Genomic DNA, 14,952 nt, shown 5'->3' with positions numbered 1-14,952 from the left:
CGCGCCAAGGGGCTTGACTGTGGGCGGCCGCCACACCTCGCCGTGCGAGAGGGGCACGGAGGCCTGACGCTGTCGAGGGGTGTGTTTGACATTGAAGGGCATCGGGCGAACACTCCGTGCGTCCTTCGCTTTCAAATCCTGTCTTCGCGGTTCGAGGTGCGTCCATGCACAAGTTTCGCCCGGCGGTCGTTGCCCTCCTTCTCGCGGTCGTCGTGGTTCCGGGGCTGGTGGTCGCGGCGTCAAGTCAGCCCGTGCACAGCATCTGGTCGAAGAAGGGCGGCTCCGTCATCATCAAGCGCGACCTCTTCGCTCCGATCCTCAATTCCTCGGTGGTGAGCTGGCAGGAGGGGGCGGGGCCCGCGTTCGCGAACGCGAAGATAACGGTGAACACCAATGGCACCGCCACCGTTCTCGAGCTCAACCTGGTCACGCTGCAGGGCTCTCCGACGGACGACCTGGTGGAGGGCCTCTGGGATGTGACGCTCGATGGCGTGCTCGTGTGCCATGAGTGCGAGGGCTACGCCAAGGGGCTCAGCAACCCGGTGGGGAGCCCCTACAACATCGACGTGGACAAGTCCTTCTATCGGCTCGACGGCATCATCACCGCGCGCTTCGACTACTGAGGCGCTACCTCGACCGGGCGAGCACGATGGGTTCGAGCTGGAACGCCGCCGTCGAGGAGGTGATGTCCAGCAGCGGGGCCCCGAGCACGTGTTCCGCGGGGTCCTGGGGATTGAACCGCACCCCCAGTTCCTGTCCGCTCGACAGTTGCCGGAAGCCCTGTTGCTGTTGGCGCGCCAGGGCAAGATGGGCCCGCCGCTCCTTCCTCGTGGAGTAGGGCGCGTGGTTGCTCGGGGTCATCTTCGAGAGGGGCGCCTCGGTCTTCACCGCGAACACGTATGAGGTCTCCCCCACCGTGTAGCGGTAGTGCGCATATTCCCCCTCGCCGTGCCCCACCAGCCCTCCGAACCGGGCCACCGCGGGCGTCCACTCCTCCACCCGGGAGCCCTTCTCGGGCGCCAGGGACCGGGCACGCCGCAGGAAGCTCAGCCGCTCGTCCCAGCGGTCGATGTCACGGAGGACCTCTTCCGCGGTCGCCGTGAGCAGGTGGGGCACTGAGTCGCGCGTCCCCAGGAAGCGGGGCGGCCGCTCCATCATCGGCTGGAGCAGCGGGTCGAGGACCTCGTGTTGCTGGGGCTCCGAGACGCAGTAGCGCATCCGAAAGGCACGCGGCATCACCAGGTCGTCGTACCACTCGCGGGGACCGCCAAACATGCCGCGGTGAAGGTCGTCCCATGGCGAGTCGTAGAGGAAGCAGTACTCGGTCTTCCCCACGCAGTAGCCATAGAGGAACAGCGTCTCGTCCGCATAGCCCGTCATGCCATAGAGCAGCGCATCCCCCTCGGCCGTACGTCCCGTCAGCGGGGCGAAGTGATGGACCGGCAATCGGGAATGCATGGTGCGGAGCTGGTCCAGGAGCGTGCGGACCTCGGTCGGCATTTCAGCGGACATGGGCGGAGACCCCGGCGGTGAGCCTCCATCAAGCCCTGGGCGTGGCCTTTCGTCCACCTGCCATGGAGAGGTGCCGTCCCAGGACACGCTTCGTCCCAAGAGGGCCCCATGAGAGTCCACGCCATCCCATGCTGTCTCGTGTTCGCCCACGCTCCGACCCCGCTCGAATGCAGGGTGGCATTGATTGCCGCGCACTGGACTCGTTCGCGGAAGGGTCAGCGCGCCCGCCCTGACGTGAAGCCAGGGCGGGCGCGTCTGTCTTCACCGCCGTCAGGGCGCCGGGAAGTGGTCGAAGTGCTGGTCCAGGGTGCGAGTCCCATCCGACTGGTTGATGCCCGTGGTCAGCCAGGGAGGCACGACGCCGCCCATCACCGCCGGGACATTCATGGGCTGGCGCCGTGGGTCCTGGAATCGGGGCCCCGTTCCCACCGTCAGCGCACCCAGACGCAGCCCTGGGAGCGTGGCCGTCCCCGTGTGGCATGAGAGGCAGAACGCGTTGCCGCTCGTGTCCGGGCGAGGCATCGCTGAATGGAGTGCGGGCATGGCCAGCATCCCGGCGCGCATGCACCGCGCGGCGAGGCCGGCAGTGGGGTGCGGATTCTTGTGCACCCGGTCGATGCAGAGGTGCTCTCCGTACTGGGCCGGGTAGTCGAGCGGCTCCGAGTAGGTGCCCAGCCGCATCTGCTCGCAGAGGGAGCGCCGCATCCCGGGGTACTGCGTCGCGCGCCAGCGCAGCACCTCCAGCGCCGGAGTCCACGGCTCCGGCTCCCGCCGCGACAGGTCTACCGTCGTGCCGAGCGCCTGGTTGCAGAGGAGCTCCTCGGTCCACGGCCGCTGCGCGTCGCCCGGTGCCAGGGCATAGATGCGCAGTTCATCCACCCAGCCGTAGAAGGGCAGCCGCACCTGTCCCGGCACGAAGGCCGGTCCCGGGTCGCTCACCGTCATCCACGTCCAACCATTCATCGAGTTGAACATCGGGTCGAAGCCCACGTCCCACGGCGCGACAGTCAACGTCGAGTGCCACGTCCCATCGATGTAGAACGCCAGGGTCCGCTGGCCTCCGACGGTGTGAATCTTCATGCCGAAGTGGAAGTAGCGCCCGGCCTGCACCAGCGAGCCCAGGTGGACGGTGTACGAAGAACCCGTCGCGCCGTTGTACACGGCGAGCTCGTGCCACACATTGCCGGTGTTGTCCTTCACCTGCACGAGCCCGACCCAGGAGTTGTCGGAGAAGTAGAAGATGGTGCGAGGCAGGCTCCGCGCGAGCGTCGCGCCGGGCTTGAGCACGTTGTCCTGACGTGAGTCGAGCCAGATGCCGAACAGCCAGTCGCGCTGGGCGCCGTTGACCGGATAGCCCATGTCCATCAAGTCGTTCTGCCCATCCAGCCACACGCCCTTGCCGCTGACACCGCCCAGGGCCACGGGTTCGATTCGCGCGCCGCCGCGCAGCCGCACGGAGGCAGGGGCCTGCGGTCCATCCGTGCCGAGCAGCGGGCTGCCCGTGGCGGCGTTCTGCGCCAGCGGGTTGCGCTTGAAGCGGAAGTCGGCGAGCTGGCCGCCGCGCACGTAGGCCCAGGCGTCCTTGAAGGGCACGAAGCCATCCTGGGGGAAGGTCTCCGCGCGCAGGGGGCCGTGCGGCGACACGTCCATGCGCATGGCGGCGTTCATGTGCGCGACGACGAAGGCGCGCTTGTTGAGGTAGTCGTCGAAGGCCACCTCGCTGTTGCGCTGCGTGTTGGACTGGACGTTCCACACCACGTCGAAGGGCAGGGTGGGCCGCATCCCGTCGAAGTGGTTGAGCTGGTTCTCGAAGGAGAAGATCTGCGAGCTGCCCCGGGGCGTCAGCGACACGTCCGCGCCCGCGTACAGGCGCAAATCATAGGTGCGCTGGTAGTGGTCCTCGGTGTTGCCCGCCAGGTCGGTGATGCTCAGGCCGTTGTCCAGGATGACCGCCTTGCCGCGCGTCCACGCGCCGAGCACGCTGACCGCCTGCGCGGGCGCCCGGTCCGGGTTGAACGTCGCGCGGGTCGCATCCGACGGCGGGCCCCAGGTGACATCCGTCTGGGAGAAGGTGCTGAAGCGGTCCTCGCGCAGCACCTGCCGCGCGTAGTAGCCGTCATGGGGATTGTTCTTCGCGGCGAAGAACAGGTTCTTACCCTCGCGGTCCAGCCACGGGTAGGCCCACTGGTTGCGCACGCCGAAGGGCATGGCGTTGCCCAGCGTGTCCCTGAAGGGCTGCGGCCGACCGTTGACCACCTGGGACTTCGCCAGCTCGTAGCGGCTGTTCACCAGCGGGTCCATGGGCATCATGCTGATGGGCTTGAAGTGCCCCCAGCTCGAGGCGCGACACACGTCGTCGGAGGCCGCGTAGTACAGGCCATTCATGTTGACGACGAACAGCCGTCCGTCACCGCTCGTCGCGGGCTCGAACAGGGCATAGGGCCGCTCGTTCGTGCCCCAGCCCGTCACGCCATTCCACGTCCCGCCGTTGCCGATGACGCTGTCCTCGTCGTCCTCGACCTGGAATGAAGAGCGGTAGCTCTGCCGGTCGAAGAACTGGCACCACTTGGGCGCGGAGCCGGACATGTTGCGCACGTACAGGGGCGTGGGGTACGGCCACACCGGCACCGCGATGTAGCACTGGAAGCCCGGGTTGGTGGTGAACAGGCGTCGCCAGTCGATGGTGTCGGGCGTGCCGGGGATGCTGTACGCGGAGCCCGCGCTCATGTCGCCCCACGGCGAGTCATGAATGTTGAAGGGGCGGTACGGCGGCAGGTTCCAGGTGGGCAGCGACTTCACCTCGCCCTCCGGGTTGCGAGGGTAGACCCAGAGGCCCCAGCCCGCGGTGCCTGCCCCGTCGAGGGACCTTCCCGCATCCGTGGACTTCGGCGTGCGCACGAAGACCGTGAGGTCCACCGAGCGAAGCTCCCAGCGCTTGCCGTCGGACGCGACCATTCCGTAGACGAGCGACATCTCATAACAGTCGCCAGGGACGGGCGCGGAGCTCACGTCGTAGCGGGCCGTGCACGCCACGGGGTTGCGTCCATGGCTGCCCTGGAGCTGGGCGGACATCGAGTTCTCACAGGTGGTGCTGTGGAGGGCATCCGGGAAGTCACCGTTGTTCTTCGAGGTGAGCCCGGTGGCCATCGGGTTGAAATAGGTGAAGGGGTGCAGGCCCACCGTGTGCGGAGGTTGCACGTACCGGACGCCCTTGCTGGCGAAGTCGTAGCGGAAGTCCTGGCCCAGCGTCTCCGGACGGAACGTGTACAGCGTGGAGCCTTCCGCGCAGCCACGACAGCCGCCGCGCACGAAGAGGCGTCCGTCATTGGTGCCACGATTGAAAGGCAGCACCTGGATGGCATTCGCCGCGTCGCTGCTCTCCGGCATCCGGGGCGTGGACCACCCGTTGTCGTACTCGTTCGGCGGAAAGGGCTGCATCACCCCGGAGAGCGCGGCCGGGCGCAGCGTCAGCGGCGACGAATAGGTGGAGCGATAGGGCCGCCACGCGGGGGACAGCTCCCGGAAGATGCTCGGTCGCTGCGGATTCTCAACGTTGTAGCAGTTGTCGATGACGCCGTAGTTGTTGAGACCGGTGGAGCACGCGCTGGTGCCCACCATGGCCACGTCGGTGAACCAGGTGGGCGGGTCCAGCGGCGCCTGCTGCGTGCCGACCTCGCCAGGAGCTGGAGGCTCCGGCGCCTGGGGCGCCGTGTCACAGGCGAGATGGAGTATCAGCAGGAGCAGGAAGGCGGATGACAGCCTTCCCGCGAGTTGTCTTGGGTTCAGGGGCATGGACGCCGTGTAGCAGAGACATTGCACACGGCGTCAACCGGGCATGGAATGACCCATGCCCGGGTTTCATCCAGGGTCAGCAGCAGTTGCTGGGCTTCTGGACGATGACGGCGATGAGCACGGCGATGTTGATGACGAGCTGCGCCAGCACGACGGCGAGGTAGGCGCCCCCGGTGGTGAAGAGGCCCACGACCATGAGGATGAGCGACGCGCAGTTGAGGCCGATGGAGACCCAGTTTCCGGTCAACATGTCGCCCACCACCTTGCCCAGCGTCCCCGCGACGTAGAGCGCCTTGATGACCTTGATGACGGTGCTGCCGCTCGTGGCGCCCTTGGCCGCCTCTCCGATGTCCTTGAGCAGCGCCGTGCTCTCCCCGATGACCTTGCTCAAGGAGGAGACGGCCCTGGTCGCCGAGAACCCCAGGCCCACCACGGTCAGCAGCAGGCAGATGGAAGTCGCGGCCACGGAGACGACCCAGCCGACGCACTCCGTGTTGACGGTCAACTCCATCCGTCCGCACTCCACGGGCCCCTGGGCGGTGTGGTGGTAGAAGACATACGCGGCGCCCTCCACCTTGCCGGCGATGGCGCCCACCGGCATGCCTCCGGGGCCGTTGCCCTTCGCCAGGCCCAGGTAGAGGTTGTTGCGGAACAGCGAGCGCAGCCGGTCCTTCATCGCTCCTGGAACGGAGGCGAGCACCGGCTCATAGGCGGCGATGATGGCTTCGACCTGGTCGGGCGGAAGCGGGCTGTTGGCGGGGTAGGCCACCTCCTCCGGGGACCAGCGGACGGCGGGCTCCAGCCGCGCGGAGGGCTGTACCACCGCCATCTGGAGATTGGAGCTTCCGGACGGGGGCGGCGACTCGGACGGCGGGGTGACCACGGTGGCGGGAAAGGCCGTGTTGAGGAGCACCGGTGGATGGCCCGTCACCTGGTTGGCGAGCATGAGGCTGCTCCAGGCATAGAACGCGACGCAGCCCTCGGAGTCGGAAGGGTCTTCCGACATGTACTGCTGGACCTCGTTGGCTGAAATCACCCGGGACCAGAGCGCCGCCGCCTGGAGGTAGCCCTGGAGCTCGTTTTCGGCGGACCCGGCCGTATCAGGGGTGTACGTGGCGCCGAACAGCCATACCGGGTTCGCGAGCACCGGCGTGGTGCACGCGACGGTCAGGGTATGCGTTCCGTCGAGGTAGATGAGAAACGTGGTCCCGTCATACGTGGCCGCCAGGTGATGCCAGGAGCCCGGGGGCAGTTGGATGCTGTTCCCCCAGCCGCCGGAGCCCCCCGCCGTTTCCTGCTTGAGCTCGAGGTTGAATCCACCGCCGTTCCACATCACCCCCAGGGAGCACCCGTAGCCGGTGTCGCGGTCCCTGCACGAGAACAGGGTCCGGGACGCCGCCTGGAACTCGGAGGGTGCGTCGCAGTTGAACCAGGCCTGCACACTGAAGGGGCCTCCGTCCGCCACCACCGTGAGCGCGTCGCGAGGAGAGGGCTGGACTCCCGTGTTGAGCAGTCGCAGCGCCGGGGCGACCATCACGACCTGCGCGCCGCCCGCGAAGGTGGCCGCGTTCCGGTTCTGGCCGGAGACGTCATGGCTGGAGCCATCGGCGAAGCTGTAGCACGCGGCGAGATTCGTGCTCGGCGAGGGGATGTCCCACAGCGGGAGTCGCTCCCCCTCGGGCAGCGCCGTGGACCAGAACGCGACATTGATGAACTGCGCGTCCGACGTGTGGCCCAGCTTGAACAGGCTGTCGGTCGCGGTGACCCGGGAGAGGGAGCCTTCGATGAACGGCGTGCCATTCACCGACAACGCGTAGGTGCCCTGGTTGGTGCCTTGGGACTGGAAGACGAGCAGGACGTACTGCCATTGGTTCGGCAGCAGCTCGATTTCAGAGCACTGCGGCGTGTTCATGCCCGGGATGCTCAGGGTGAGCAGCAGCCCGTGCAGCCCGATGTAATAGGACGTGCCGGACGACAGCAGGAAGCCGTCGTAAGCGGGGGCTCGCGGGTTCAGCCAGAACCCGATGGAGTAGGAGCTGCTGCCGCTCAGGTCGATAGGGCTCGACGTGCCAAGTGAGATGCTCTGGCCATAACGCACGTCCGCGGCACCGTACTGATACATGGGTCTCATGCGACAGGCGCACAGCAAGGGATGCGCCAGACCGGACAGCTCACTGTCCACGCTCGGACAGGGCCTGGAGCGGGCGCACGGGCGAGCCTACCTGGTGCGTCCGGGTGCAACGCGGTTGCGTTGCCGCGGGACGCATGGGCGCTCCCTGCTGGTTGATGGCGGCAACCCGGCGTCGCGGAGCCGTCTGGCGCCGGGTTCCGACCGTTGGCAGCGACAGGACCGCCGTCCTCGCGCGGGGGTGCCACATTGGGTTGGCCTCCCACGGAGACCTTCCCATGCGAACCATGACTCCCAGCACCGCGTACCGGGCCGCTCTTGGCATCACGCTCTTCGCCTCGCTCAGCCTGGTCTGGCTGAGCCTGGGCGTCGGCATCATCGGCGCGGATGGAGACCGGACCAACCTGCTCTACGGCGGAGTGCTGCTGGTCGGCCTCTCCGGTGCCTTCATCGTGCGCCTGGATGCGGCGGGCATGGCCCGCACGCTGGTCGCGATGGCCTTCACCCAGGCCGCCATCGCCGTCGTCGCGGTGCTCTCCGGCTGGGGGATGCCGTGGAGTCCCCCCGTCGAAATCCTGACGCTCAACGCGGGCTTCATCGCCCTGTTCCTCGCGGCCGCCTGGCTGTTCCAGCCTCGGAGCGCGGGTTCCCGCCGGCAGGTCAGTATCTGACAGTCGCTGTGTACGCGAAGTGGTCGGAGCCGTACTTCTCCAGGCGCTCGGCGGGCCCGGTGCCGATGCCAATCGTGACGTAGAGCTGGTCGATGGGCACGCCGTCGACGCCCGCCGTATTCAGGTGGTTCATCCCTGGGATGTCCTGTGCGAGCGGCCGGTTGAAGTCGCCCACCAGGACGACGGGCAGGTCTCGCGAGCGCAGGTCCGCGACGACCTCGCGCACCACGGCGTTGTGCGTCCGCCAGCGCTCCTGGCGCTCGGGGTGCTCACCGTTCCAGGCGCCGGAGATGTAGTGGGTGTTGATGAACGCCAGCTTCGCGCCGGTCTCCTTGTTCTTCAACACCACCCAGTTCACGAAGCGCGCGGGCGTCACATTCGCCTCCCCCGGGTGCGTGAGCCGCGAGCCGCCTCCCGTCCTGTCGTACTTGTTCCTGCGCCAGGAGATGGCGATGGAGTTGCTGGGGTGGAGTCGCTCCGCGCCGGGACGGAAGTGGTCGTAGGACTCGAGCGCGCCGAGCTTGGTGTGGCCCTCGTCGGTGTCCACCTCCTGCCAGCCAATGACATCCGCGAGCGGTCTGAGGTTCGCGCTTCCGTGAAGGGTGTTGTGCGTCGCGACGGTGGTCGTCGTCACCGCGAGCGCCTCCAGGCGCTCCGGCTGGGAGGCGGGCATGATTCCCAGCGAGACGAGCAGGCCGAGGAGGGCGGAGGACAAGAGTTCGAACATGGCGCCTTCGGGGGGCAGTCACATCACCCGGTGGGGTTGGGAGTCAGCCACGTCCATGCAGCGCTGGCCGTGGTTGTCTGTCCGGGCGTTGAAGTCTAGCGGACAGGGGCCGCCGCCGCACCGTCAGCCTTGACGGAGGAGGGGTGGGCCGCGCCGTCGGGGCGTGTGGGCTGGAATGGGCTGACCTCTGGCGCCAGGCTGGACATGACGACCCGAACCCGTGCTTTGGAGCTGGACCTGCTGCGCTGTCTGGCAATCGCAGCCAGGGTCTGCCTGCACGTGCTGGGCTCCTGGTGGCTGCTCCGCGAGCCGGGGCCCGTGGCACGGCGCGTCGCCAGGGTCATCCATGATGCCTGCCAGATGTGTTCCCGTCCTGCTCCTGCTCTCCAACGGGCCTGTCATACCGGGCGTCAGCTCCAGGTGCGCTGCTGGTTGCGCTCGTTCTTCTCGCGGAAGGCCTGCTCCAGGTCCACGCCGACGCGGTTGGCGATGGCCAGCAGGTAGTTGAAGACATCCACCAGCTCCTCGCCGACCTGCGCACGGGCCTGCTCGGTGGGGGTGCCGCGTCCCTCGTCATAGAGCTTCTCGTGCCGGCGCACCGCCTTGAAGACCTCGCCCACCTCCTCGCCCATGAGGAAGCAGTTGTGGACCAGGTCCAGTTTCAGCCAGCCATGCAGGGCCTCCAGCTCGTGGATGTAGCGCTGGTAGTCCTTCATGGAGGCGTCAGGGGGCAGTTCAATCATCCCCCTGTCCTCGGTCATGAAGACGGGGGGCGTCAACCGTCAACCGCCTCGCCGCACGGGCTGGCCCGCTCGCGGCTCCAGGGCCGCCGGAAGACAAACATCGGAGGCAATGCATGGGCGCGAGCACCCCGGAATATCAAATCGGCCATTCGGACCCCGAGATGAATCGGCTCCAGCTCCAGGCGGGAGTCTATCGTCCGTTGACGGAGCAGGTGCTTCGCGGCGCGGGACTTCGCCCGGGGATGCGAGTCCTGGACGTCGGCTGTGGCGTGGGGGACGTGAGCTTCATCGCGGCGGAGCTGGTGGGGCCCACCGGGGAGGTGGTGGGCATCGACAGCGCGTCGCGGCCCCTGGAATGGGCGCGCCGGCCGGCCTCGACCTGAGCCTTGAAACGACACGAACCCCCGGCCCGGACGTGAGTCGCGGACCGGAGGCTCGGGAGGTCGACTCCCACGGCATCAGGAATGACGCCGTGGGGTGGTCGCGCCAGGGCTGACTAGTACAGGGTGGTCAGCGCCGTGCGGTCGGAGGCCGTGAAGTTACCCGTCTCCGTCGAGCGGAAGCAGGAGTTCATGAGCGAGCCACCGGTCGAGGCCGTGGTCGGCGTGCCGGAGATGTGGATGGCGCCCACGCCCGCGGTGCCCTCGTTGGAGGCGGAGCCGCCGCAGCTGATGGCGCGGTTGTAGTAGTCAGAGTGACGGAAGCCGACCGTGTGGCCCAGCTCGTGGGTGATGACGTGCTCGTTCACGCCCACGCTGTAGGTGTTGAGGCTGGTGCCGATGTTGATGGTGCCGTAGGGACGGCCGCCGGAGGGGAAGCCCGCCGAGCCGCCAGCGCCGGACGTGGTCCGCGCGCTGATGGTCGCGCTGCACGTGCCGCTGTTGCCACGCACCATGGTGAAGCTCAGGCCCAGCGCGTTGTAGTTCGCGATGGCCGCGTCCAGGCCCTGGCTCAGGCGGGCGTAGCCGTTGAACGCGGACGTGGGGACGATGCAGATGCGCGTGATGCTGGAGCTGACCAGGTTGGTCGTGCGGTACTGCTCCATGGTCTCCGCAGGCTGCTGCAGCATCTCGCGGGACGCCTCGAGCGTCACGTGAGCGTCGCGGCCCACGTACACGTTGCCGTCCGCCACCATGATGTCGTTCGCCGGGAAGCCGGCCTCAACCAGGTTGGAGATGATTTCCTGCTCGACCTGCGACTCATCAACCTGCACGTCGGTGCCGCAGCCAGTCAGCAGCGCGCTACCGGTCATCGCGAGGACAGCAGCTCCCTTGAACATCTTCTGGAACACGGGCATCGGAGATTCCTCGTCCATTCAGACTACGGGGGGACGCGTCATCCGCCTGGTGTCCACCAGCAGCGGCTGCCGCGCTCCCGGGCCCTTGAGCAATTGATGGGCCAATGAGTCTTGCAGAGCGAGAAACCCGCAATCGATGTATAACGTGGAGTATCCGTGCTCCATGTATCCGGGGGCGCTGTGTAAACAGTGTTGACGTGAGGGGGCGTAAGTCCGCGTGGGTCCAGGTGAATTTCGGATTATTTCGAAGCGTTTCGAAACCACACAGTGATGACTGGTTATCGGGCACCCGCTCCCTGGGGCCAGTCCACCCCAGGTGGGGGGCCTCGGAGGGCCCCCTGGGGATGCGCCCCTGCCACACAGTTACATGTAGTTGAATGGCATGGAGACGGCGAGCGTGTGGATGAGCTGATTGCTCTCCGCCGAGGGCCGCCGGGTGAAGGCGTTGAGGTAGCCCACCTCCACGGAGGAGTGGTCTCCATACTTCCAGCCCACGCCGACGAACACGCGGTTCATGTCGAAGCCCGCGCTGGGGCCGCCCTCCACCGAGTTGAGGTGGAAGAAGACCTCGTCCCAGACAATCAGGGACAGCCGCCCCTCCGCGGCCACGGGCTGCGCGCCCCGGAGCATGACGCGCGCGCGCCAGGAGACCTCGGTCGTCCCGGCCAGGAAGCGCTGCTCCAGGCGTGCCCGGAGGTTGCCGCGCACCGAGCCCAGCTTCGGCGTGTAGAGGTACTGCTGGAAGAGGCGGCTCTCTCCCTGCCGCAGGGCCGGGTCTCCGTCCCAGACCCAGAGTGGAATCCAGCCCTGTCCCAGCCACAGGGACATGTCCTGGAACAGCCGCACGCCGCCCGCCGAGCGGAGGATGGCGCGGCCGTCGTCCTTGCTGAAGCGCGGCTGCGCTTCCAGATAGTAGAGGAAGTGGTCTCCGATGCCGCCCTGGGCCGACACGGTGTACCAGAACTGGGCTTCCGACTCGGTGGGGCGGGCCTCCACGGTGCGGATGGGAGCGATGAGCAACAGGCCGATGATGGGAAGGAGTTTCTCCGAGCGCATGGTGCCGAGGCCTAGACCATGACTCGAACACGGGCTCAACCCGGTTGATGATGCGACTGCGACCTGCGTGACGGTGGAGTGCTCGTTCCCGCGGGCGTGAGCAGGGACGGGAGTGATGCTCTTCTTTTCAAGGGCGCGGCGCACCGTGTCCGCTCCTGGCCATCCCCAGCATCGAACCCGCCGATGTGTGTCATATCTGTCGAAAGAGAGGGCGGAGCCGAACGGGGCGTCGCCTGCCTTGGGAGTCCGTCGCCAGTCTATGCGGTGCGTCAGCCGCACCAGACGTGACACGCGAGGGTGACGATGAGTGAGCGCCTGGCTGCGTTGACGGTGTCGGTGGGGCGTGGTTGATGGACGCTCATCGAGACGAGGAGACACTGGGGCATGAGGACTGTCAGCGCATTCAAGTGGGTTCCGCCGTTCGCTCAAGGTCTGGTGCGGGACCTCCGGGTGCGGTGGGCGCTCGAAGAGGCGGGATTGCCGTACCAGGTGAAGCTCATCGACAGCGCGGACCAGGCCTCGGCGGACTATCGCGGGCTCCAGCCCTTCGGTCAGGTTCCGGTGTTCGAGGAGGACGGCCTCGTCCTCTTCGAGTCGGGAGCCATCGTGCTCCACATCGCGAATCAGAGTGACGCGCTCCTGCCGTCGGACGCGGTGGGCAAGGCGCGTGCGGTGACGTGGCTCTTCGCGGCGCTCAACTCCGTTGAAATCGTGATTCAGCCGCTCGCGGAGGTGGACCTGTTCTTCTCCAACGAGGAGTGGGCGAAGCTGCGCAGGCCCGGGGTGGTGGAGGCGCTGAAGGAGCGGTTGGGGGAGCTCGCGGCGCGGCTGGGGACGCGCGAGTACCTGGAGGACCGTTTCACTGCGGGCGACCTGATGATGGTGACGGTGCTGCGCATCCTCCGTCACACGGACCTGCTCGACGGATTTCCCACGCTGAAGGCATACAAGGAACGCTGTGAGGCCCGGCCCGCGTTCCAGCGAGCACTGGCGGCCCAGATGGAGCCGTTCCAGCGGCTCCGCGCCTGAGCCTCCACGGCCAGGCCCGGATGGCACGTGGCGTCGCCATCCGGCGCCGAGCGCGTTCACCGCTGGTCAAGAGCAGGGGATGCGGGGAGGGGACGAGGCCTGCCGAAGAAGACCGGGTCGCCGCCGTCGCACTCCCGAGGCGCATGTCAGGCGTGAGCTAAGGGATGGACCGGCCCACGGAGGGAGCCTTGCTCGCGGGCGGCTCCCTCCGCTCCGCGCGAAAGCGACGCAGACGACGGCTGCTGACCAGGAACCCATCGACGCTCCCTGACGCCGCCCGCGTGAAGGTCACCGCTCCGAGCGACCCGACGAACCGGTCTCCGCCCACGGGCTCCAGTACGACTTCGTCCCGCCGGGGCCAGCGCACCGCCAGCTTTCCGTCCGCGAGGCGCACCGTGTACGTCATGTCGACCTCCTCGCTCCGGTACTGCCCCGCGAACGCCGCCAGGTCCGTGCTCGCGGGCATGGGCGCGCTCAAGCGGATGAAGTCCCTTGTCGTGGGCCAGACGTCCTTGATGCTCAGCTCGCGCGGGGCCTGGGACTTCTGCGCAGCGAAGCGCCACACATGCTTCGACTCGCCGGGGCGGAACGCGCCCTCTCCGATGTGGACGAAGGCCTTGGTCGAGCCGACCTCGCGCAGCGCTCCGTCCTTGAACTCCAGGCGCACGACCTCGTCCGTCAAGGGACTCCAGTAGTTGCCAGCGAGCGCGGACAGCTCCGCCTCCGGCAGCGCGACGGCGGGCGGCATCGTGTCCTTCAGCAGGTCACCCAGATACACCTCGGCCACCTTCCACGAGAGGTCCGTGGAATCAATCGAGCCGCCGTTGCACAGCACGACGATGGCCAGCCGTTGGTCGGGGAAGAGGACGGCCTCCGTGCGGAAGCCGGATGCCATGCCGTCATGTCGCACCGTGCGCAGGCCGCGATGCTCCCCCAGATGCAAGCCACCGCCATAACCCGTCTCGATGCCGCTGTTCAGCTTGCCGGAGGTCTTCATCACCGCCGTCAAGGCCGGCCCGCCGACGCGCCCGTCCATCAGGTTCTGCTCCCATTTCAGCAAATCACCGATGGTGGAGAGCAGATTGCCGGGGCCGTAGTTGTCGGTGTTGGGCATGCTGATTCGCCAGCCACCTTCACTGGGAACGTAGCCCGTGGCGCGCCTGGGAGTGATGGCATTGTGGTCGTCCTGGAACCCGGTGTCGCTCATGCCGAGCGGCTTGAAGAGCCGCTCATTGGCGAAGTCCCGCAGGGACTTGCCGGAGACGCGTCGCACGATGACCGCCTGCAACGTGTACGCGGCATTGCCGTACAGAATCTCCGTCCCTGGCTCGAAGTTCACACCGCGTTGCCGCGTCAGCGCCCACAAGACATCCGCCTCGGTGCTCAGGTCGTCGCCGCGCCAGCCGGCCAGGGTCAGCAACTGGCCCTGCTCGCGCAACCCGTTGGTGTGGTGCATCAGGTGCGCGAGGGTGATGGTCTTGCCGAAGGCGGGCAGCTCCGGCACGTATTTGCGGACATCGTCGTCCAGCGACAACTTGCCCTCCTGCGCCAGCAGCCCGACGGAGAACGCGGTGAACTGCTTGGAGATGGAGGCCAGGTTGAAGACGGAGCGCGGAGTGAGGGGAAGGGCGTACTCCAGGTTCGCCATGCCGTAGCCCCGCGCGTAGTCCAGCACGCCGTCGCGAGAGACTCCCACCGCGCAGCCGGGCGTGGCCTTGCCGCTCCAGGGAGAGAAGATGGCGTCGACCCGTGAGTGACGCTGGGCCCGTGAGCCTCGTGGCGTCTGGGCACTGGCGATGGTTCCTGGCACGAGCCACTGGGTGACGAGGGCCAACAGGAGAAGAGAATAGGGAAGTCGCATGCGCGGGAGGGCTCCTCGAGCGGCGCGCTGAGTCGCCCGCCGTGAGCGGAAGGATTCCCGAGCCTCCGGCGACGAGCAGGGCGTATCTGCGAAGCCCCACCTGGCGTCGGTGAGCCGCGCTTTTAGGGCGGTGAGC

Annotated in this window: 12 protein-coding genes; 4 read left to right on the top strand and 8 right to left on the bottom strand. The window is 67.4% G+C overall.

Going from position 1 to position 14,952, the window contains the following annotated elements; genetic code table 11:
* Positions 1-164 precede the first annotated feature (164 nt).
* On the top strand, positions 165-623 hold the full coding sequence (locus LZ199_RS26400; RefSeq protein WP_253996538.1) for a hypothetical protein: 459 nt from the start codon (positions 165-167) through the stop codon (positions 621-623).
* A gap of 4 nt (positions 624-627) precedes the next feature.
* Here LZ199_RS26400 and LZ199_RS26395 read toward each other — a convergent pair whose 3' ends face one another.
* The 3 genes from LZ199_RS26395 to LZ199_RS26385 all read right to left on the bottom strand — a co-directional run bounded on the left by LZ199_RS26395 (position 628) and on the right by LZ199_RS26385 (position 7,426).
* Positions 628-1,512 (bottom strand): hypothetical protein, encoded by an 885-nt coding sequence (locus LZ199_RS26395; RefSeq protein ID WP_253996537.1) that lies wholly within the window; start codon positions 1,510-1,512, stop codon positions 628-630.
* 270 nt (positions 1,513-1,782) lie between these two features.
* On the bottom strand, positions 1,783-5,304 hold the full coding sequence (locus LZ199_RS26390; RefSeq protein WP_253996536.1) for a hypothetical protein: 3,522 nt from the start codon (positions 5,302-5,304) through the stop codon (positions 1,783-1,785).
* Positions 5,305-5,380: 76 nt separating this feature from the next.
* On the bottom strand, positions 5,381-7,426 hold the full coding sequence (locus LZ199_RS26385) for a LamG domain-containing protein (RefSeq protein ID WP_253996535.1): 2,046 nt from the start codon (positions 7,424-7,426) through the stop codon (positions 5,381-5,383).
* A gap of 284 nt (positions 7,427-7,710) precedes the next feature.
* Here LZ199_RS26385 and LZ199_RS26380 point away from each other — a divergent pair, with 284 nt between their 5' ends.
* Positions 7,711-8,103, top strand: a complete 393-nt coding sequence (locus tag LZ199_RS26380; RefSeq protein WP_253996534.1) for a hypothetical protein — start codon at positions 7,711-7,713, stop codon at positions 8,101-8,103.
* Here the strand turns inward: LZ199_RS26380 and LZ199_RS26375 are convergent.
* The gene (locus LZ199_RS26375) at positions 8,093-8,830 is read right to left on the bottom strand and encodes an endonuclease/exonuclease/phosphatase family protein (protein WP_253996533.1); all 738 of its coding nucleotides are present in this window, start codon (positions 8,828-8,830) and stop codon (positions 8,093-8,095) included. The two genes, LZ199_RS26380 and LZ199_RS26375, sit on opposite strands and share 11 nt — an antisense overlap.
* 410 nt (positions 8,831-9,240) lie before the next feature.
* Complete coding sequence (locus LZ199_RS26370) at positions 9,241-9,573, bottom strand: MazG nucleotide pyrophosphohydrolase domain-containing protein (RefSeq protein ID WP_253996532.1); 333 nt, start codon at positions 9,571-9,573, stop codon at positions 9,241-9,243.
* A 113-nt stretch (positions 9,574-9,686) separates the two neighbouring features.
* Here LZ199_RS26370 and LZ199_RS26365 point away from each other — a divergent pair, with 113 nt between their 5' ends.
* A complete protein-coding gene (locus LZ199_RS26365; RefSeq protein ID WP_253996531.1) occupies positions 9,687-9,956 on the top strand; it encodes an SAM-dependent methyltransferase in 270 nt (89 codons plus the stop codon).
* 113 nt (positions 9,957-10,069) lie between these two features.
* Here LZ199_RS26365 and LZ199_RS26360 read toward each other — a convergent pair whose 3' ends face one another.
* Both LZ199_RS26360 and LZ199_RS26355 read right to left on the bottom strand, forming a co-directional pair.
* Complete coding sequence (locus LZ199_RS26360) at positions 10,070-10,870, bottom strand: zinc-dependent metalloprotease (RefSeq protein WP_253996530.1); 801 nt, start codon at positions 10,868-10,870, stop codon at positions 10,070-10,072.
* A gap of 363 nt (positions 10,871-11,233) precedes the next feature.
* Positions 11,234-11,926 (bottom strand): DUF2490 domain-containing protein, encoded by a 693-nt coding sequence (locus tag LZ199_RS26355; protein ID WP_253996529.1) that lies wholly within the window; start codon positions 11,924-11,926, stop codon positions 11,234-11,236.
* A gap of 384 nt (positions 11,927-12,310) precedes the next feature.
* On the opposite strand from LZ199_RS26355, the gene LZ199_RS26350 reads away from it, so the two are divergent.
* Positions 12,311-12,955 (top strand): glutathione S-transferase family protein, encoded by a 645-nt coding sequence (locus LZ199_RS26350; RefSeq protein WP_253996528.1) that lies wholly within the window; start codon positions 12,311-12,313, stop codon positions 12,953-12,955.
* Positions 12,956-13,112: 157 nt separating this feature from the next.
* Here LZ199_RS26350 and LZ199_RS26345 read toward each other — a convergent pair whose 3' ends face one another.
* Positions 13,113-14,816, bottom strand: a complete 1,704-nt coding sequence (locus LZ199_RS26345) for a serine hydrolase domain-containing protein (protein WP_253996527.1) — start codon at positions 14,814-14,816, stop codon at positions 13,113-13,115.
* Between the last annotated feature and the right edge of the window lie 136 nt (positions 14,817-14,952).

It is taken from the genome of Myxococcus qinghaiensis (assembly GCF_024198215.1).
In the GTDB taxonomy this organism is placed as follows: Bacteria; Myxococcota; Myxococcia; order Myxococcales; family Myxococcaceae; genus Myxococcus; species Myxococcus qinghaiensis.
Note: the sequence above shows the minus strand (reverse complement) of the source record. Positions and strands in the feature narration are given on the sequence as shown.

What these genes read in the sequence shown, in the direction of transcription:
- LZ199_RS26370 (WP_253996532.1), bottom strand. Translation starts at nt 9,573, where the DNA reads ATGATTGAACTGCCCCCTGACGCCTCCATGAAGGACTACCAGCGCTAC.
- LZ199_RS26400 (WP_253996538.1), top strand. Translation starts at nt 165, where the DNA reads ATGCACAAGTTTCGCCCGGCGGTCGTTGCCCTCCTTCTCGCGGTCGTC.
- LZ199_RS26350 (WP_253996528.1), top strand. Translation starts at nt 12,311, where the DNA reads ATGAGGACTGTCAGCGCATTCAAGTGGGTTCCGCCGTTCGCTCAAGGT.
- LZ199_RS26345 (WP_253996527.1), bottom strand. Translation starts at nt 14,816, where the DNA reads ATGCGACTTCCCTATTCTCTTCTCCTGTTGGCCCTCGTCACCCAGTGG.
- LZ199_RS26365 (WP_253996531.1), top strand. Translation starts at nt 9,687, where the DNA reads ATGGGCGCGAGCACCCCGGAATATCAAATCGGCCATTCGGACCCCGAG.
- LZ199_RS26360 (WP_253996530.1), bottom strand. Translation starts at nt 10,870, where the DNA reads ATGCCCGTGTTCCAGAAGATGTTCAAGGGAGCTGCTGTCCTCGCGATG.
- LZ199_RS26375 (WP_253996533.1), bottom strand. Translation starts at nt 8,830, where the DNA reads ATGTTCGAACTCTTGTCCTCCGCCCTCCTCGGCCTGCTCGTCTCGCTG.
- LZ199_RS26380 (WP_253996534.1), top strand. Translation starts at nt 7,711, where the DNA reads ATGCGAACCATGACTCCCAGCACCGCGTACCGGGCCGCTCTTGGCATC.
- LZ199_RS26355 (WP_253996529.1), bottom strand. Translation starts at nt 11,926, where the DNA reads ATGCGCTCGGAGAAACTCCTTCCCATCATCGGCCTGTTGCTCATCGCT.
- LZ199_RS26390 (WP_253996536.1), bottom strand. Translation starts at nt 5,304, where the DNA reads ATGCCCCTGAACCCAAGACAACTCGCGGGAAGGCTGTCATCCGCCTTC.
- LZ199_RS26385 (WP_253996535.1), bottom strand. Translation starts at nt 7,426, where the DNA reads ATGTATCAGTACGGTGCCGCGGACGTGCGTTATGGCCAGAGCATCTCA.
- LZ199_RS26395 (WP_253996537.1), bottom strand. Translation starts at nt 1,512, where the DNA reads ATGTCCGCTGAAATGCCGACCGAGGTCCGCACGCTCCTGGACCAGCTC.